The 17,613-nt window shown below is 51.8% G+C and carries 13 protein-coding genes; 8 read left to right on the top strand and 5 right to left on the bottom strand.

The window, feature by feature from the left end:
• Nucleotides 1-17 precede the first annotated feature (17 nt).
• Nucleotides 18-1,295, top strand: a complete 1,278-nt coding sequence (locus ACJJI6_RS18985) for an O-antigen ligase family protein (protein WP_475711690.1) — start codon at nucleotides 18-20, stop codon at nucleotides 1,293-1,295.
• Between the two features lie 46 nt (nucleotides 1,296-1,341).
• Nucleotides 1,342-1,674: a hypothetical protein gene (locus tag ACJJI6_RS18980; RefSeq protein WP_475711688.1), complete on the top strand. Its 333-nt coding sequence runs from the start codon at nucleotides 1,342-1,344 to the stop codon at nucleotides 1,672-1,674.
• A 211-nt stretch (nucleotides 1,675-1,885) separates the two neighbouring features.
• Here the strand turns inward: ACJJI6_RS18980 and ACJJI6_RS18975 are convergent, their stop codons facing one another.
• The 3 genes from ACJJI6_RS18975 to tfpB all read right to left on the bottom strand — a co-directional run bounded on the left by ACJJI6_RS18975 (nucleotide 1,886) and on the right by tfpB (nucleotide 7,687).
• Nucleotides 1,886-2,839: a branched-chain amino acid transaminase gene (locus ACJJI6_RS18975; RefSeq protein WP_444895899.1), complete on the bottom strand. Its 954-nt coding sequence runs from the start codon at nucleotides 2,837-2,839 to the stop codon at nucleotides 1,886-1,888.
• Between the two features lie 59 nt (nucleotides 2,840-2,898).
• The gene (gene glnE, locus ACJJI6_RS18970) at nucleotides 2,899-5,742 is read right to left on the bottom strand and encodes a bifunctional [glutamate--ammonia ligase]-adenylyl-L-tyrosine phosphorylase/[glutamate--ammonia-ligase] adenylyltransferase (protein ID WP_475711687.1); all 2,844 of its coding nucleotides are present in this window, start codon (nucleotides 5,740-5,742) and stop codon (nucleotides 2,899-2,901) included.
• A gap of 169 nt (nucleotides 5,743-5,911) precedes the next feature.
• Complete coding sequence (gene tfpB / locus ACJJI6_RS18965; protein WP_475711685.1) at nucleotides 5,912-7,687, bottom strand: type IV pilus assembly ATPase TfpB; 1,776 nt, start codon at nucleotides 7,685-7,687, stop codon at nucleotides 5,912-5,914.
• Nucleotides 7,688-7,833: 146 nt separating this feature from the next.
• Between tfpB and ACJJI6_RS18960 the strand changes: the two genes are divergently transcribed.
• The 6 genes from ACJJI6_RS18960 to ilvD all read left to right on the top strand — a co-directional run bounded on the left by ACJJI6_RS18960 (nucleotide 7,834) and on the right by ilvD (nucleotide 15,340).
• The gene (locus ACJJI6_RS18960) at nucleotides 7,834-8,511 is read left to right on the top strand and encodes a TIGR00153 family protein (protein ID WP_413663563.1); all 678 of its coding nucleotides are present in this window, start codon (nucleotides 7,834-7,836) and stop codon (nucleotides 8,509-8,511) included.
• 10 nt (nucleotides 8,512-8,521) lie between these two features.
• A complete protein-coding gene (locus ACJJI6_RS18955; protein ID WP_282930993.1) occupies nucleotides 8,522-9,796 on the top strand; it encodes an inorganic phosphate transporter in 1,275 nt (424 codons plus the stop codon).
• Between the two features lie 182 nt (nucleotides 9,797-9,978).
• A complete protein-coding gene (locus tag ACJJI6_RS18950) occupies nucleotides 9,979-10,857 on the top strand; it encodes a carboxylate/amino acid/amine transporter (protein WP_475711683.1) in 879 nt (292 codons plus the stop codon).
• Complete coding sequence (argE, locus tag ACJJI6_RS18945) at nucleotides 10,835-11,998, top strand: acetylornithine deacetylase (RefSeq protein ID WP_444918401.1); 1,164 nt, start codon at nucleotides 10,835-10,837, stop codon at nucleotides 11,996-11,998. The genes ACJJI6_RS18950 and argE overlap by 23 nt, the downstream gene beginning before the upstream one ends.
• Before the next feature lie 59 nt (nucleotides 11,999-12,057).
• Complete coding sequence (argA, locus tag ACJJI6_RS18940; RefSeq protein WP_475711682.1) at nucleotides 12,058-13,380, top strand: amino-acid N-acetyltransferase; 1,323 nt, start codon at nucleotides 12,058-12,060, stop codon at nucleotides 13,378-13,380.
• 127 nt (nucleotides 13,381-13,507) lie between these two features.
• Complete coding sequence (ilvD, locus tag ACJJI6_RS18935; protein WP_475711680.1) at nucleotides 13,508-15,340, top strand: dihydroxy-acid dehydratase; 1,833 nt, start codon at nucleotides 13,508-13,510, stop codon at nucleotides 15,338-15,340.
• Nucleotides 15,341-15,382: 42 nt separating this feature from the next.
• Here the strand turns inward: ilvD and ACJJI6_RS18930 are convergent, their stop codons facing one another.
• On the bottom strand, nucleotides 15,383-16,027 hold the full coding sequence (locus ACJJI6_RS18930; RefSeq protein WP_475711678.1) for a TonB family protein: 645 nt from the start codon (nucleotides 16,025-16,027) through the stop codon (nucleotides 15,383-15,385).
• Nucleotides 16,028-16,252: 225 nt separating this feature from the next.
• The gene (locus tag ACJJI6_RS18925; RefSeq protein WP_475711676.1) at nucleotides 16,253-17,605 is read right to left on the bottom strand and encodes a tetratricopeptide repeat protein; all 1,353 of its coding nucleotides are present in this window, start codon (nucleotides 17,603-17,605) and stop codon (nucleotides 16,253-16,255) included.
• Between the last annotated feature and the right edge of the window lie 8 nt (nucleotides 17,606-17,613).

The following is a 17,613-nucleotide window of genomic DNA, read 5'->3' as shown; positions in this document are numbered from 1 at the left end:
GACAACAGTTTGCCACTATGTCTGAACTTGGAAGTACTCTAAACACACTATCCCAGCCTGTTTACCGCCAACAAAGCTCCTTGTGGATTTCAGGTCTGCATAGATTGGCTTATTTGGGGGTGTTTCTACTGGTATGTGGCTACTATGTTTTCCCTAAAGTTTCCGGGGTTCAGACCAGTTTCTACCTGAGCATATTACCCGCGGCCATTCTACTGCTGGCGTGGCGAAAAAATTATCGTTTTCTGCTCTCTTGGCAATTCATAACCTTTTGCAGCCTACCAATCATTCTGGCGCTATCAGCACTATGGGCGTCTCCAGATACTGCTGACGTTTACAGAGAGTCTGATTACTATTGGAAATTAGTGCTATATCTCGCCCTGTTTTATTGCGCTACTTATTTCCTACTCGAGCAATATGGCGACTCTCTACTGCATCAGTTACTGCTCGCGCTTATTGTGATTGGACTGCTATCTGGTATAGCCTCGTTAGTTACTTATTATCTTGATGGAGGCTTACAAGATCTGCGACGGATTGGGGGTATATCTCTAGAGGGCAATATTGATAAAACCGGAATGCTATTTGGCTTCCACGCCCTTTTTTGCTGCTACGGTCTCTACCAAAAACCCCGTATTTGGCGCTGGCTATCAGGAGCAGGTTTACTCACCTCCTGTATCTATATAGTCTTGTCGCAAACCAAAGTCCCGATTGTTATGGCGGGCTTCTCAATCTTTTTGGTTATATTCGGCAACCTTTCACGACTGCTGAAGATACTCATTGTTGTTGCCATAGTTTGCGTGCTGCCCCTAGCCTATTTTACGTTGTATGGTGATCTGCCTCTTCTACACAGGGGAAGCGCTTACTCCATTCGCCTGACACTTTGGCAAAAAACCTTTGAAGAGTTCCTGCAATCCCCGCTATTTGGCCAGGGGTTAGTGCACAAGAAGTTTATTGAGCTAAACAGGATGGTGCCCCATCCACACAACTTTCTTCTAGATGTAGCACGCTTTAGCGGGATACTGGGACTGACAGCCTGTGCCTGGCAGGGGCTTGCTACTCTGTGGGTAGTTAGATCCAAAGAGAGACTTCTGAGTTGGATTCCCGGCTTGTACTTCACCTGGTTCCTGTTTGGTGTATTGGCAATGCTGACCTACGCCCAACAACCTCTAGTCAAGCCCAGTTATATTTGGTTTTTTTATTGGGTTCCCCTGGCAATTCTGCTGGCGCGAAGCAGCCTTGAAAGCTTGGGCTCGAGGCAATGTAAAACTTTCCAAGAGAGCCACACTTCAAAACAGTGAACGCTAAGGAACGAAATCCGTGTTTTGCACCAGCCAAGTGCGCCTGGTGCAAGCAATAGCCTTTGATGAAGCTGGCAATAAAGGAGTTGCTTCGAACAGAATCAAACGCCTGAACAAGGTGTTATTCCCTTTTATAGCCCAGACTGAGGGCTATAAAGAAAACGGTACCACCACTGGCAGCCAGCCTTTTTCAGCCGGTGCCGCCTACGGCGTAGAACGCAGTGAACTGATTTTTATCATTATGCCCCTTCCCAGCGGAACCTTCGCTAAACACATTGAGCATAATAAATTCACTATCAACAATGCCATAGTATCTGTCAGAGCAAGGTTCGAAAGTCCACGCAATAACCCTGAGGCCATAAAAAAGTGTCAACGTTAGGCAAGCACGATAACCTAACGCTGTGCGATCCCAAAATAGAGGCCTTCCAAGATGCCGGTTATAGTTGACGAGCGGAATTAGCCCAAACCAGAGAAAATGCGCGAGGCAGGCTTTGATTATTACTGCGTAGGGCACCCGGACACCACCAGCTCTTACTAAGTAAACCTTACTTAAAATAAAAACCCGGCATCTGCCGGGTTTTTGTTTTAAGTCATGCTATGCGCATCTTTACTTCCGCCTGGCCCGCCACATCACTGAGCCAGCCCCGATGTGCGGCACTACGCCCATGTACCACATCAAAATAAAGGTTTTGCAAACGCCCGGTAATAGGGCCGCGACGACCACTGCCGATAGAACGCCCATCCAATTCACTAATGGGCAATACTTCCGCCGCTGTGCCAGTAAAAAACGCTTCGTCAGCGATATAGACTTCGTCCCGAGTGATACGCTTCTCTAGTACCCTATAGCCGCACTCCCGCGCCAGCTCAATAACTGTATCGCGGGTAATTCCATCCAGGCACGAAGTCAGCTCCGGGGTATATATAGTCCCATCGCGAACAATGAAGACATTTTCTCCACTACCCTCAGCAACATAACCCTCGGGGTCCAGTAATAACGCCTCCTCGCACCCATTGCGCACCGCCTCCTGTAACGCCAACATCGAGTTTATATAGTTACCATTGGCTTTCGCCTTACACATGCTGATATTCACATGGTGTCGGGTGTATGAGGAGGTATTCACCTTAATCCCCTGCTCCAGCGCCTCGGGGCTCATATAGCTGGGCCACTCCCAGGAAGCGACGATCACATGGGTTGAAAGATTTTCCGCGCGCAACCCCATTCCCTCTGACCCGTAAAATACCATTGGCCTTAGATACGCTTGGCGCAGGTTATTTTCGCGCACCACAAGCCGCTGAGCTTCATTCAGCTCATCAGTGCTATAGGGCATTGGGATATTCATTATTTTTGCAGAGCGAAACAACCGACGGGTGTGCTCTTGCAAACGAAAGATACTGGTGCCGTTACCGGTTTCATAAGCCCGTACGCCTTCAAACACCCCCATTCCATAGTGCAGGGTATGAGTGAGGACATGCACCCGGGCATCGCGCCAGGGAACCAATTCACCATCAAACCAGATAACGCCGTCGCGGTCGGCAAAAGACATGGGTAACTCCTACAAATCCTGAAAAACAGTTTAATCGGGCAGCAGGTAGAAACCCGGTATTAACCGAGCAATTGCTGCCAGTTTGTTTGAACGGTCTTTCTTTCCGCTGTGAATTGGTCATCGCTCACAATCCCTGGCAGTTGTTGTAGTGCCAGGCGATGACCTTCAGATCGGTAGGCTTTGTAGGCGTCGATCAGATGTCCGGCTTGTTGGGCCGGCATCAGGCCTGCATCAATTAGACTTTCGAGAATGCGAATATTATCGGTATACCGCACGATCGAGGGCGAAGTTTTTGCCCAGGCCAGAGCAGCATATTGAACCATAAATTCAATATCGACAATACCGCCCTCACCGTGCTTTAGATCAAACTTTTTATCGTTGCTCTTATCGAGGTGCGCACGCATTTTATTGCGCATTTCCACCACCTCATCACGCAATTTATCGCTCTTTCGCGACTGGCAAAGCAATTTCGTGCGCAACTGTTGAAACGACTCACTCAGGCGGAGACTACCGGCGACAGGTCGAGCTCTCACCAGCGCCTGATGCTCCCAAGTCCAGGCACTCTCTCTCTGGTATTTTTCAAAGGCAGCCAATGAAGTCACCAAGAGTCCTGAATTACCCGAGGGGCGCAGTCTTGTGTCTACCTCATAAAGAGGCCCGCTGAGTGTACGGGTTTGCAATATGTGGATAAGTCGCTGTGCTAGTCGGGTAAAAAAACTCAGGTTATCAATACTGGTTTTACCGTCGGTAACCTGCATCGCATCCGCATCGTGCACAAAAACAACATCCAAGTCAGAACCGTGGCCAAGCTCCAATCCCCCCAGCTTTCCATAGGCGATAATGGCAAAGTGCATGTCCTCTGCCGAGGCCCCCGCAGGCACACCGTATTTATCCACCATCTGTGCCCAGGCGAGTTGCAATGACTGCTGCAATATCGCCTCTGCCAACCAGGTAAGGGAATCACTGACTTTCATCAAAGGCAGGGCACCATTCACTTCTTGTGCCGCAATGCGCAGGCTTTGACTCTGTTTAAAATATCGCAGCGCCTCCATTTGCAATTCCAGATCTTCGGGATCAATCCGCAACAATTCGAGACGCAACTCATTGGCAATATCTGCCGCCGTAGAGGGTGCCAACAACCTACGCGAATCCAGCAGTTCATCCAGCAGAATTGGATGGCGTGCCAGTTGCTCAGCAATCCACGGACTGGCACTACAGAGGCGCACCAGCTGGTTGAGCACGGGGGGATTTTCATTAATCAGGACGAGATAGGCACTGCGACGCAGTACTGAGCGCACTAAAGGTAAAACACGGGTTAGCACTAACAAGGGATCAGCCTGTAACCCTGCTGCGGCCAGTAGCGTAGGCATAAATTGGTCCAGGCGCGCACGGGAAGAAGCAGGTAGTGCCGCAACCATTGTTGACTGGCACAGCTCCTTTAAGTGCTCGAGTGCCTGCGGTGGAGGAAGAAACCCTGCACTTTCCAAAATCTGCAAATTCTCTTCATTTGCAGATTCGTCGCCGCAACTTGCCCAGAGCCCCTGCCACTCCTCAGCCACACTGGGGGCAGCCATTTCCTCCGGTGGAGCGATCACTGTATCGAACTCCCGTTCAACTAAGGAACGAACATCCACCAGCTCACTCTCCAGTTGCTCCCAGTTGTCACGGCCCAGGGCAAATGCCAATTTTTCCCTTTCTTCCTTCTCCGCTGGGAGCGCCTGTGTTTGTTGATCCCGGTATGCCTGAAGAGCGTGTTCAACTCTCCGCAGCAGCAAATAACAACTGGTCAATTCACTGGCCACACCCGGTTCAACATGGCCATCACTTTCCAAAAGCGGTAGTAATTTGAGCAAACTGCGCTCGCGCAGCGCGGGTTCGCGTCCTCCGCGAATTAACTGGAATGCCTGGGCAATAAATTCCAACTCGCGTATGCCGCCCCGTCCAAGTTTGATATTGTCCGTTAAACCACGAGCGCGCACTTGCCGCTGTATCAGGGCTTTCATTTCACGCAAAGCATCAATAGCACTGAAATCGATATAGCGGCGATAAGTAAATGGGCGCAGCAACTCCATCAGCTCTTCAGCAATCGCCTCCCTGCCAGCAACAGGGCGAGCTTTGACCATGGCGTAGCGCTCCCATTCACGCCCTTGAGTTTGGTAATAGTCCTCCAGAGCAGCGAAATGGCTTACCAGGGGACCACTGTCACCATAGGGACGCAAACGCATATCTACACGAAAAACAAAACCATCCGCATTGATTCCATCCAACGATTTAATCAAGCGCTGGCCGAGTTTTTGGAAAAACTGCTGATTTTCTACACTCTTTTCGCCATCGGTATAACCAGGCTCTGGGTAAGCAAAAATCAGATCGATATCCGATGAGAGATTGAGCTCCCGGGCTCCCAATTTGCCCATCCCCAACACCACCATCGACTGACTATCGCCGGCTCTACTACGAGGCTCCCCATAGCGATCCACTAGCTTTTCATGGTGCCATTGCATCGCCGTGCGAATAGATAGCTCTGCCAATTCACTGAGGCGCAGACATGCCTGGGGAATATCCCACTGTCCGGCAAAATCGCGAAATATGACCTCAGCTGTTGCCCGGTTACGCAATAAGCGCAATTGAAGATCTAACTCCTCATCACTTTCTATGGTCGGGAGGAAGAGTCCAAGGTCTTGTTTAAGTAACAAATCCCGTAAAAGCTCTGGGCGGCGACAGCACTGTTGATAAAAAAATTCTGAACCAATTAAGCTCCGAGCTACTCCTTGCGCAAGCAATGGCTCTGCCAGCAAGCTCTCCACCTCAACAACAAGCGCGGCCTCCGCCAGTTCACACCAGTCATGCCAAAGTGACTGAAGTTGAGCGCGGATGGGTTTTGGGCACTGAATGTTGTCAAACATGAGGGTCGATCCTTGGTGCGAATATCAGCGGGCAATTCTGTCTAGCTATCGGCATTCCGATAGCTAGCGGTGGTATCGGATAATGATGAGTGGCCGAGCAAGCCCTCCTATAAGGTCACTTCACTGGCCTCTACATCTTCAAACAGTTATCTCAGAGAGGCCACCCAAGCTAGAAAGCGATATCCGGCGGTGGGGCCACCCTCAATACCTCTGCCACAGTGGTCAAACCCGCCGCTACTTTTTTCGCACCGGAAAGCCTCAGACTATTCATACCTTCGCGCATCGCCTGGCGCCGCAGTTGCTGTAGATCACAATCGGAGGTAACAATAGCTTGTACCGACTCGCTAAATGGCAGGATTTCATAAATTCCCTGACGCCCACGATAGCCCGTATTACGACACTCCAGGCAACCTTCCGGCCGGTAGACTTTGTCCGGCAACGGCGCCCTCCAGGGTTTCACCAGAGACTGCCAATCGGCCTCTTCAATTTTGTCCTCCTGCTTGCAACTGGGACATAGTGTCCGTACCAAGCGCTGGGCCATCACCCCGAGAATGGTGGACTTCAATAAATAATGCGGCAAGCCCAGGTCCAATAAGCGGGTAACCGCTGTTGGAGCGTCATTGGTATGTAGGGTTGAGATAACCAGGTGGCCTGTCAGTGCCGCTTGTACCGCCATCTGAGCAGTTTCCAAGTCGCGAATCTCGCCCACCATGATAATGTCTGGATCCTGGCGCATCAGGGTTCTGATACCTGCAGCAAAATCAAAGCCAATAGCATGGTGAACCTGGGTTTGGTTAAAGCTCTCTTCCACCATTTCGATAGGGTCTTCAACGGTAGAGACATTCACCGCACTAGTCGCCAGCTGCTTGAGGCCTGTATACAAAGTGGTGGTTTTTCCCGAACCGGTAGGACCGGTGACCAGTACGATACCATTGGGCCGTGACAGCATCGCCTGCCAGCGAGCCAAGTCATCACCACCCAGTCCCAGGTCGGAATAAGATCGCGCGAGAACCTCTGGATCGAAGATCCGCATTACCAACTTCTCGCCAAAGGCTGTGGGAAGTGTGGAGAGGCGCAACTCCACTTCGCTGCCATCTGGCCTTTTTGTCTTGATACGGCCATCCTGAGGTTTGCGTTTCTCCGCCACATTCATGCGCCCGAGGATTTTCAGGCGACTGGTAACCGCAGCATTTACCTGGTCTGGAAGCTCATGAATCGGGTGCAATACGCCATCGATACGAAAGCGAATACGTCCCACTTCCCGGCGTGGTTCAATATGGATATCACTGGCGCGCTGGTCAAAGGCGTGCTGCAACAACCAATCGACGATATTGACGATGTGTTGATCGTTAGCTTCAGGGTCCTTTAAGGCGCCCAACTCCAGCAACTGTTCAAAATTATTTGCCGCTGAGGTTCCCTGAAGGCCGCTTGCACCAGAGATTGAATTGGAAAGGGAGTAAAACTCGACGCAGTGTCGTTTGATATCGGCCGGATCAGCTACCACACGGCGGACCCTGCGGCCGGTGGTATGTTCCAGCTGCTCTTCCCAGCCATGGGTAAACGGTTGAGCTGTTGCCACCAGAAGCTCTTCCGTACTCGCCTCGACACAGAGAATTTGGTGTCGCTTGGCAAATTGAAAGCTCATCACCTCGGTGACAGCGTTCACATTAACCTTCAGAGGATCAATATGATACAAGGGGTGGGAAGAGCTCTCCGCTAACCAGGCACTGAGGGATTCGCTATTGAGCAGACTACCCGGTTGCTTGCGGTTGGCCAGGTCACAACTGGCGATATAGCTGAGCGGGTGCATCTGGGCCTGTTCTGCTGTCCGCGGAGTCCCGACAATGCGGTTGGCATCCTCTCGGCTAATAAAGCCCTGCCCCACCAAATCTTCCAGTAATCCGCGCAGTTCAAGTATGCGGTCTGCAACTCTGCTCTCTGCCATTGGCAACCCCTTTATTCTCATATGGCGACGTTGCATTGTAGCCCTATCATCAAGCTGTGAAAGTGCGCTGTTAACGCACTGTTACGAAGTTGCCCCGATTGGGGTACCATGCCGCCGTTTTCGCATTCTGAGCAATGGAGCTAACCATGGCCCTGTCGAATATTGCCAACTTATTTGGCCGCTCTCCGATTAAGCCAATCGAGAAGCATATGGCTACGGCCCACGAGGCATCGGCTGACCTGATCCCCTTCTTTGAAGCACTGATCAAAGGTGACCTCAAAGAGGCAGAACAGATCCAACTGCGCATCTCCGCCTCGGAGAATCGCGCTGACGATATCAAGAGAGACCTGCGCCTGCATCTGCCGGACAGCCTGTTTATGCCAGTGTCCAGGACCGACTTGCTGGAATTGCTGCATGCCCAGGATGAGGTAGCCAACACTGCCCAGGATATTGCTGGTCTGGCTGTAGGCAGGAAGATGCAGATTCCCGCACCTCTCCAATCCTTGATGACCACCTTTGTGGAGAGCGCTGTCGCCACCTCTGCACAGGCACTGCGCGCGATCAACGAACTGGACGAGTTGCTGGAAAGCGGCTTTGCCGGGCGCGAGGTGGATATCGCCAAACGCATGACCGAAGAGCTGGATGAACTGGAGCGCAAGTCAGACAAGCTTGAAGTCGAAATTCGCGCGTCGTTGTTTGCTATTGAGAAAGACTTACCTCCGGTGGACGTTATGTTCCTCTACCGGGTTATTGAATGGATCGGTGAACTCGCCGATCGCGCCCACAGCGTGGGCAACCGATTGCAGTTGTTGTTAGCACGTTAGGGGGTTTGGCGTGGAAATTATTAGTCAATACGGCCATATATTATTGATTTTGGCCTGTGTAGCAGGCTTCTTTATGGCCTGGGGCGTCGGTGCCAACGACGTAGCCAACGCCATGGGTACCTCCGTAGGTTCCCGTGCACTGACTATCAAGCAGGCGATTGTTATCGCCATGATCTTTGAGTTTGCCGGCGCCTATTTGGCAGGCGGAGAGGTTACCGCAACCATCCGCAAAGGCATTATCGATTCTGAAGTCTTCGCCGCCCAACCGCAGCTGTTGGTATACGGTATGCTTTCGGCACTGCTGGCGGCGGGCACCTGGCTGCTGGTAGCCAGTATTCTCGGCTGGCCGGTATCCACCACCCACTCTATTGTCGGCGCCATTGTCGGCTTCTCTGCGGTAGGTATATCCCCAGATGCAGTGGCCTGGGGTAAAGTGGGCAGCATCGTGGCTAGCTGGGTGGTCTCCCCGGTTCTCGCGGGCACCCTGTCTTTCCTGTTATTCCGCAGTGTCCAGCGCCTGATCCTAGACACGGAAGACCCCTTCAACAATGCCAAGCGCTACATCCCCTTCTACATGTTTGCAGTGGGCTGGATGATTGCCATGGTGACCCTTACCAAGGGCCTCAAGCACGTTCTTAAAGATGCCAATATCCAGCTCAGCTTTATCCAGGATGCCGGTATCGCCGCCCTGGTGGGCCTTGCTGTCGCCGGTATCGGGGTCACCATGCTCAAGCGTGTCCAGCGCGACCCGGCAGCTGAAGCTGAAAACCGTTTCGCCAACGTCGAGCGCGTATTTGCGATCCTGATGGTCTTCACCGCCTGTGCCATGGCCTTCGCTCACGGCTCCAACGATGTTGCCAACGCCGTTGGCCCCCTGGCTGCCGTAGTTAACACTATCCAGAGCGGCGCTATCACCGTTAAATCCACTATGCCTTCCTGGATATTGCTGCTCGGCGGTATCGGTATCGTGGTGGGCCTGGCGACATACGGCTTTAAGGTAATGGCCACTATCGGTAAGAAAATCACCGAGCTGACCCCGAGCCGTGGCTTCGCTGCCGAGCTGGGTGCCGCCTCCACCGTAGTACTGGCCTCCGGTACTGGTCTACCCATTTCCACGACCCATACTCTGGTGGGTGCGGTATTAGGTGTTGGCCTGGCGCGAGGTATTGGTGCCCTGAACCTGCGTATGATCACCACTATCGCCGCATCTTGGGTGGTCACCCTGCCAGCGGGTGCAGGTATTGCGATCCTGTTCTTCTACTTCTTCAAAGGCTTGTTCGGCTAAAACCGAAGCAGCACACAGAGCAGATCAGCAAAGGGGGCTAAAGCCCCCTTTTTTATGCCTCTCATATCCACCACTTTAGTAAGGCTTCCTGTCGATATCTATTTCGCTCCTCTGGCATTAATATTTAGGGAAATAAACTGGGCCGAGCCCGCCGACCAATCTATGCCTGCGAATTCACCCTGATGCCATTACTGTTGTTTGTCACTCTTCTGTGGGCCTTTTCCTTCAGTTTGATAGGCGCCTACCTGGCCGGACAGGTGGATAGCTATTTTTCCGCAATGACACGGGTGCTCCTTGCCACAGCGGTATTTCTACCCATGCTGAAATGGAAGGGTTGCCCTCCCCGTACCGCGATACGTTTAATTGTGATCGGTGCTGTACAACTGGGGCTGATGTACTTGTTTTACTACCAGTCATTCTTATTGCTCAGTGTCCCCGAAGTACTTCTATTTACTATTTTCACTCCCCTGTATATCACCGCCCTTGAGGACTACCTTAACAGGCACTTTTCTGTCTGGAACCTCACTATCGCAGCCACAGCCGTATTGGGAGCAGCCACTATTCGCTGGGGCTCCCCCAGTAACGACTTTTGGATTGGGTTTGCAGTCGTCCAGGGTGCCAACCTATGTTTTGCCGTGGGGCAGGTGGCATACAAGCGCCTGATGTCCAGAGAGCAAGGCCCCCTCCCAAGACAAACCTTCGCTTGGTTTTTTGTAGGCGCCAGCTTGATCACTGTTATTGCCTGGCTCCTGCTTGGGAAACCGCAGTACCCACAGGGCTCACAGCAGTGGAGTGTTTTACTCTGGTTGGGATTGGTGGCATCAGGTCTGGGATATTTTTTGTGGAACAAGGGTGCTACGCAGGTCTCTACTGGTACCCTGGCCGCAATGAATAATGCACTGATTCCCGTTGGCTTGTTGGTAAATCTGTTAATCTGGAATCGGGATGCCGATCTAACCCGTCTCGCCCTTGGGGGAGGACTGATCGGAGCCGCTGTTATCTTGAATGAATGGCGCAACAAGAGTAGGGAAAGTCACCATGGCGAGTATCGCAGTACCTGACCTGAAGACCCAATTACATCAACTGATTGCCTGCCCCAGTGTCAGTGCAACCGATCCTTCCCTGGATATGGGTAACCGCCCGGTGGTTGAGCTACTGGGTGAATGGTTGGAAGGACTTGGTTTCAATGTAGAGATAATGCCTTTAAAGGGCTCTCCCAACAAAGCCAATATGATTGCTACTCTCGGCGGTAAAAGTGGTGATAAAGGCGGGCTCGTTCTATCCGGACATACTGATACAGTCCCCTTTGATGCGGGGCGCTGGCAATCGGACCCCTTTAAGGTTTTAGAGCGCGACAACCGCTTATACGGTCTTGGCACCAGTGATATGAAGGGCTTTTTCCCTCTGGTTATTGAGGCTGTGCAGACTTTTCTCGACAAGCCTCTACAAAAACCATTGATTGTTTTGGCAACAGCCGATGAAGAAACAAGTATGAGTGGTGCCCGCGCCCTGGTGCAGGCTGGCAAACCCCAAGCGCGCTACGCGGTAATTGGTGAGCCCACCGGGCTTCGCCCGATACGTATGCACAAGGGGGTTATGATGGAAGCAGTGCGTATTACCGGGCAATCCGGCCACTCATCGGATCCAAGCTTGGGAGCCAACGCTCTTGAGGCCATGCATAAAGTTATCGGTGAACTGTTAACACTGCGAAAAGAGTGGCAGCAAAAATACAATAATCCCGGATTTGCCGTTCCAGTACCCACGATGAACTTAGGATGTATCCATGGGGGTGACAATCCCAATCGGATCTGCGGCCATACAGAACTCCAGTTTGATATTCGCCCGTTGCCAGGAATGCAACTTACTGACCTACGGGAAGAACTAAACAAACGTATCCTTACCATTCCACAAGACAATAAAATTCAGGTGGAAGTGGCCTCTTTATTCCCCGGCACTGCGCCCTTTGAACAGGATGCCCATTCAGAGTTAGTAAAAGTTGCAGAACAACTTTGTGGCCATCCCGCTGAAAGTGTTGCCTTTGGTACTGAAGCACCCTACTTGAAGAGTTTGAATATTGACACTATCGTGCTCGGCCCCGGCGATATTGACCAAGCTCATCAGCCGGATGAATTTCTCGCCCTGGATCGAATCAACCCTATGGTCAACATTCTGCGCGACTTGATTGGCCGCTTTTGCCTTTAATCTGCCTGCGACAGCCTCCGGGGCTTTAACACCACAAGACTTGCACACGGTAAGAATTAGTGAGCGACGATAACGCCTCCCTGAACTGGTTTCGCCACGCGGCACCTTACATCAACGACCTGCGCGGTCGCACTTTAGTAATTGGTATCCCCGGCGATGCTTTAGAGCACGCCAATTTCCGCAATCTAGTACACGATATGGCGCTGCTTGCCAGCCTTGGGGTTCGCCTGGTTGTTGTGCACGGCGCGCGGGAACAAATTAATCGAGCCCTGGATGAGCGCGGCATAGAAAATCGGTTTCACGAGAACCAGCGTATTACCAATCGAGAGACATTGGAGATTGTTAAGTCCGTCGTGGGTAAACTGCGCTTCGATATTGAAGCTGCTTTTTCCCAAGGACTGCCAGACTCACCGATGGCGCGTTCGGCCCTCAAGGTGGTCTCAGGCAATTTTGTTACCGCCCGTCCCAGTGGCGTGCTAGATGGCGTGGACCTGGGCTGGACCGGCACCGTGCGACGCATGGACACCAACACTCTGGAGCAAAACCTAGATCAGGGTTCCCTGGTACTCCTTTCTCCCCTGGGCACATCCCTAACCGGGGAGCTTTTCAATATCAATTACCTGGACCTGGCCGCTGAGGCTTCCAGAGTATTGCGCGCCGAGAAACTAGTGCTATTCCGCGAACCTGAGCAACTTCAAGTGGACGGAAATCCGGTACACGAATTGAGTATTTTGCAGGCAGAGCAAGTTTCACCCAAGGTGCAAAGCGCAACCTTGCGCTGCGCCATTCGAGCCTGTAATGCAGGGATCGCCCGTACACATCTACTTAGCTTTTGTAAAAACGGCGCCTTAATTCAGGAGCTATTCCGCCGTGAAGGCGCCGGCACCATGATTTACCGGGACAGCTACGAAGTTGTGCGCAGAGCGCGAATTACCGATGTGGGCGGCATTCTTGGACTGATTCGTCCGTTAGAGAAAGATGGCGTTTTGGTACGGCGCTCCCGTGAGAAGCTCGAGGCAGAAATTGAACACTTCACGCTTGTGGAAGTGGATGGTACTCCAGTTGCCTGTGCTGCTCTGTATCCCATTAAGGATGATAGGGGCACTACCACAGCAGCCGAAGTTGCCTGCCTTGCCAGCCACCCAGAATTTCGCGGTGGCGGGCGTGGAGCCAAGCTGATGCGCCACCTTGAGAGGCAGGCGCAAACAGTCCAGGTTGATGAGCTCTACGTCCTCACCACCCAGACAGAGCACTGGTTTATCGAACAGGGCTTTGAACAAGTCGGTATCAGTGAGCTGCCTACCGCGCGAAAGTCCCTGTACAACATTCAGCGCAATTCGAGAATCCTGCGTAAACGCCTGGGGAAAAGTCAGTCCACTTAGTCATAGAAATTTGAAATATCTATCCTTAATACTCCTTTAATGGGTAGTTTGGACGCAAAAACATCCCAGGAAAGTCCATTTTTTGTTAAGCTGGCGCATTCATTGTTGCCAGCTGGAATCTGTGACTATGCCCCAATACCGCTCCCGCACCTCTACCGCCGGTCGCAATATGGCCGGAGCCCGCGCCTTGTGGCGTGCCACCGGTATGACGGACGAGGACTTCCATAAGCCAATCATTGCCATCGCAAACTCTTTTACCCAGTTTGTCCCTGGACACGTACACCTAAAAGATATGGGTCAGCTTGTCGCAAGGGAGATTGAACGCGCCGGCGGCGTGGCCAAGGAGTTCAATACGATCGCTGTGGATGACGGTATCGCAATGGGTCACGACGGCATGCTCTATAGCCTGCCCAGCCGCGAAATTATCGCTGACTCAGTGGAGTACATGGTCAATGCCCACTGTGCCGACGCCCTGGTTTGTATCTCCAACTGTGACAAGATCACACCGGGAATGATGATGGCCGCCATGCGCCTGAACATTCCAGTTATCTTTGTCTCCGGTGGCCCCATGGAGGCCGGCAAAACCAAGCTGGCTGACCACAAGCTCGACTTAGTAGATGCTATGGTGATCGCCGCTACAGATACGGCCTCCGACGAGGAAGTTGCTGAGTATGAGCGCTCTGCCTGCCCGACCTGTGGCTCCTGCTCAGGTATGTTTACAGCGAACTCCATGAACTGCCTGACCGAGGCCCTGGGGCTTTCACTCCCTGGTAACGGCACAATGCTGGCGACTCACGCCGACCGCAAGGAGCTATTCCTGCGCGCTGGCCGAGAGATCGTAACCCTGACCAAGCGCTATTATGAGCAGGATGACGAGACTGCCCTGCCACGCAATATTGCCAACCGCACAGCCTTCCGCAATGCCATGGCACTCGATATCGCCATGGGAGGCTCCACAAATACCATCCTGCACCTGCTGGCAACTGCTCAGGAGGGTGAGATTGACTTTACCCTGGAAGATATCGACAGCCTCTCCCGTGAGGTTCCACAACTGTGCAAGGTTGCCCCCAATACCGAGAAATACCATATAGAAGATGTACACCGCGCCGGTGGTGTAATGGCTATCCTTGGGGAGCTGGAGGCCGCAGGTCTTATCGACTCCACACTGCCAACCGCCTACGGTGGTTCGCTCGCCGATGCCCTGGCGCGCTGGGATATTTGCCGCACAGACGACCAATCTGTACTGGAATTCTATCGCGCGGGACCCGCAGGCATTCCCACCCAAACGGCTTTCAGCCAGGAATGCCGCTGGTCCACTTTAGATGCAGACCGCCAGCGTGGCTGTATCCGTTCTGCGGAGCACGCCTACTCCTCTGAGGGAGGGCTCGCCGTTCTCTTTGGTAACCTGGCCCCCAATGGCTGTGTAGTGAAGACTTCCGGCGTCGATGAGTCGCTGTGGAAATTCGAAGGCCCCGCCCATGTAGTAGAAAGCCAGGAAGAGGCGGTTTCCAATATCCTCGAAGGGAAGGTCAGTAAAGGCGAGGCTGTTATCGTCCGCTATGAGGGTCCTAAAGGCGGACCTGGAATGCAGGAGATGCTCTACCCCACCAGTTATTTAAAGTCCAAGGGACTCGGTGAGCACTGCGCATTGATTACCGATGGCCGCTTCTCAGGCGGTACTTCAGGCCTCTCTATTGGACATGTTTCACCGGAGGCGGCGTCTGGAGGTAACATCGCTCTGGTGCGCAATGGCGATCTAATACGCATTGATATTCCAGCGAGGAAAATTGAAATCGCTATTGAGGAAAGTGAACTCGATAAGCGGCGCCGAGAAATGGAAGAAAACCCCAATGGATGGAAGCCCATAGAAAAGCGCCCTCGTAAAGTCAGCAAAGCACTGAGAGCCTATGCCATGCTTGCCACCAGTGCAGACCGCGGGGCGGTGAGGGAAATTGACTGATTAAAACTATTCTAAACAAAACGGCCCCAAAGGGCCGTTTTTTTATTCCGCTATTTTGTAACTGATTCGATTGCGTACCCCGTAGCGCTCCACTGGCTGGCCATTCTCCATTTGGGGTCGATACTTAAACCGTTCTGCCGCGGCTACAGCGGAGCGATCAAATACGCTCGTGGGGTTACCATTAGAGTCATAGCCCCCAACCACACGAGCATCACGTACCGCCCCCGTTTTGGTTACCGTAAATTCTACAACGGCATACCCCTCTATCCCCCTGCGTAGTGCCGCATTGGGGTATCGTGGTTTAGCTTTATAAACTGGTAAGGGGTCGCGCGATATTTGCACCCCAGTAGAAGTGACAGGAGTGGGCGTACCAATCACTACTTTCATCGTAACCGGTGTTACCTCAGTTTCCTCAACCCGCATCGTCGGCTGCTCCAGCACAGCTTGTGGCGGTGTAGGCTCCTCATAAGTTTGGGTAACAATCTCTTTTTTTGGCATATGTACCGGTTTTATCGCAGGCAACAGGCTGAGTTTGGGCTCCTCGATATCAGTAGCTACTAGTTGACTCATCAAAAAGATCAATCCAACTGTGATTGCAGCGGCAAAACCCAGGCTCTTTGTGTAACCCGCGAGTAAATGTGGGGGGAAAAATAAGGGGTTGGAAATCGACTGGCAAGCTCTGTCCATAACACCTCTCCTATTATTGTTAGGGTGCGATAAGCGGCATTCATATGCCGAAAATGGAAAAGCTGATCAGCTACCATTAATCATTAGCCAATTTACAAAAAAATGCAAATAGTCTGTTAATACAGGTTGTCTCAAAATTTTGTATTGCCGTGAGAAGAGAAAGAAGCATAAAAAAAGCCGCGCATTACTGCGCGGCTTTTTTGAAACTTAAAAAGTTAATTAGCTTTAAATTGCCAACTGCTTCTCACGTTTCTGTTCACCTTCGATAAAGGTAATCCACTGCCTAGCCATTTTCTCAGATCTCTCACTTTTCAGTGCAAGCTTGAAGCTCTTCAAGGCTGAGTCATAGCGCTTCAGGTTGGCATTGGCCATACCCATAACAATTTGCAGTTGATCAATACGCTTAACGCCACCTTTAGCCATGGCTTTTTTACCCATGGTAATGGCTTTTTCGTTCTGATCCAGATCTAGGTAGATACCAGCAAGGCGCGAGTAAATCTCACCTTTATCAGAAAGCTGAGCTGCTGCTTCCAGCTGCGGAATAGCTTTCTGAAGTTCTTGTGCCATCTGGTAGGCCTGAGCTAGGGTTTCCAGGTTTTTAGCTGTACGTGGGATCTTCTTCTCTTGAATACCCTTAGCTATCACCTTAGCCCCTTTATAAGGCATTTCATGCCCCATAAAGAGATAACCCATATTCAATAGGTCTCTATCCTTTTCCAAAGCACCGGCAAGGTAGGCTGCTTCCATCATATGCAGCTGGTCCTTCTCGCGCTTCAACTCGCCATACATCGCCGCCAGTGTTTTGTAGTACACAGGCTTTGGATAGTACTGCACCAGTTTTTCCAAGACTCCGGCTACATTTTTGTGATCGCTTCGCTCGAAATAAACATATTGCTGTAATCCATACCATGCTTCTTTAGGTGTCTTGCCCTCTTTTTCATACATGGATACCGCTACATTGATATCCGAGAGAGCCTTAGCCTGGTTGCCAACCTGGTTATAAGCCTGGGCACGTAAAGCGTAGGAATCAGCAGTAATACGATCAGAGACCTTAAACCATTGGTTCAGGTAGTTAATCGCCTGCTTGTAATCCTCAGTGACAAAATAGAGCTGAGCCAGTGTAAACAAAGTTCCTACTTCCAAAGCCACCGGCAGGTTTTTTTCACCCTGGTCTAGCACCTTTTTAAAATAGGGAATCGCCTCCTTGTAACGCTCAGTGCTGTAGTAAACAACACCGAAGAAGTTATACATCTGGGCAATTTCATAGCCGTTGAAGCGCTTCTTAGCCTCATCCATTTCTTTCAGCGCTACAAGTGCAGCCGGCCAATCCTCTGCATCAGCAGCTTCTTGGGCTTTTTCCAGCTTCTTATACGCAGCTTCGCGCATTGCCGGAACTTTACGAGTCTTTTGCTTACTCGGCTTTTTCTGTTCCTGCGCCTGTGCAGAAGCGAAAGGAGCAGACACTCCTACCGCGTCGAGCACGGTAACGCTGACCGTCGGTGCCAGAACCAAGGGTAGCGCTACTGACGTGCGCAGAGCGAACTTGGACAAACCTTTAGTGATGGTCGTCAACTTCATAGTGCTTC

It is taken from the genome of Microbulbifer maximicatervae (SeqCode) (assembly GCF_056232625.1).
This window is presented reverse-complemented; position numbering and strand designations above follow the sequence as displayed.

Coding starts and splice junctions, on each gene's coding strand:
- glnE (WP_475711687.1), bottom strand. CDS start 5,742: ATGTTTGACAACATTCAGTGCCCAAAACCCATCCGCGCTCAACTTCAG.
- ACJJI6_RS18985 (WP_475711690.1), top strand. CDS start 18: ATGTCTGAACTTGGAAGTACTCTAAACACACTATCCCAGCCTGTTTAC.
- tfpB (WP_475711685.1), bottom strand. CDS start 7,687: ATGGCAGAGAGCAGAGTTGCAGACCGCATACTTGAACTGCGCGGATTA.
- ilvD (WP_475711680.1), top strand. CDS start 13,508: ATGCCCCAATACCGCTCCCGCACCTCTACCGCCGGTCGCAATATGGCC.
- ACJJI6_RS18950 (WP_475711683.1), top strand. CDS start 9,979: ATGCCATTACTGTTGTTTGTCACTCTTCTGTGGGCCTTTTCCTTCAGT.
- argE (WP_444918401.1), top strand. CDS start 10,835: ATGGCGAGTATCGCAGTACCTGACCTGAAGACCCAATTACATCAACTG.
- ACJJI6_RS18930 (WP_475711678.1), bottom strand. CDS start 16,027: ATGGACAGAGCTTGCCAGTCGATTTCCAACCCCTTATTTTTCCCCCCA.
- ACJJI6_RS18975 (WP_444895899.1), bottom strand. CDS start 2,839: ATGTCTTTTGCCGACCGCGACGGCGTTATCTGGTTTGATGGTGAATTG.
- ACJJI6_RS18960 (WP_413663563.1), top strand. CDS start 7,834: ATGGCCCTGTCGAATATTGCCAACTTATTTGGCCGCTCTCCGATTAAG.
- ACJJI6_RS18925 (WP_475711676.1), bottom strand. CDS start 17,605: ATGAAGTTGACGACCATCACTAAAGGTTTGTCCAAGTTCGCTCTGCGC.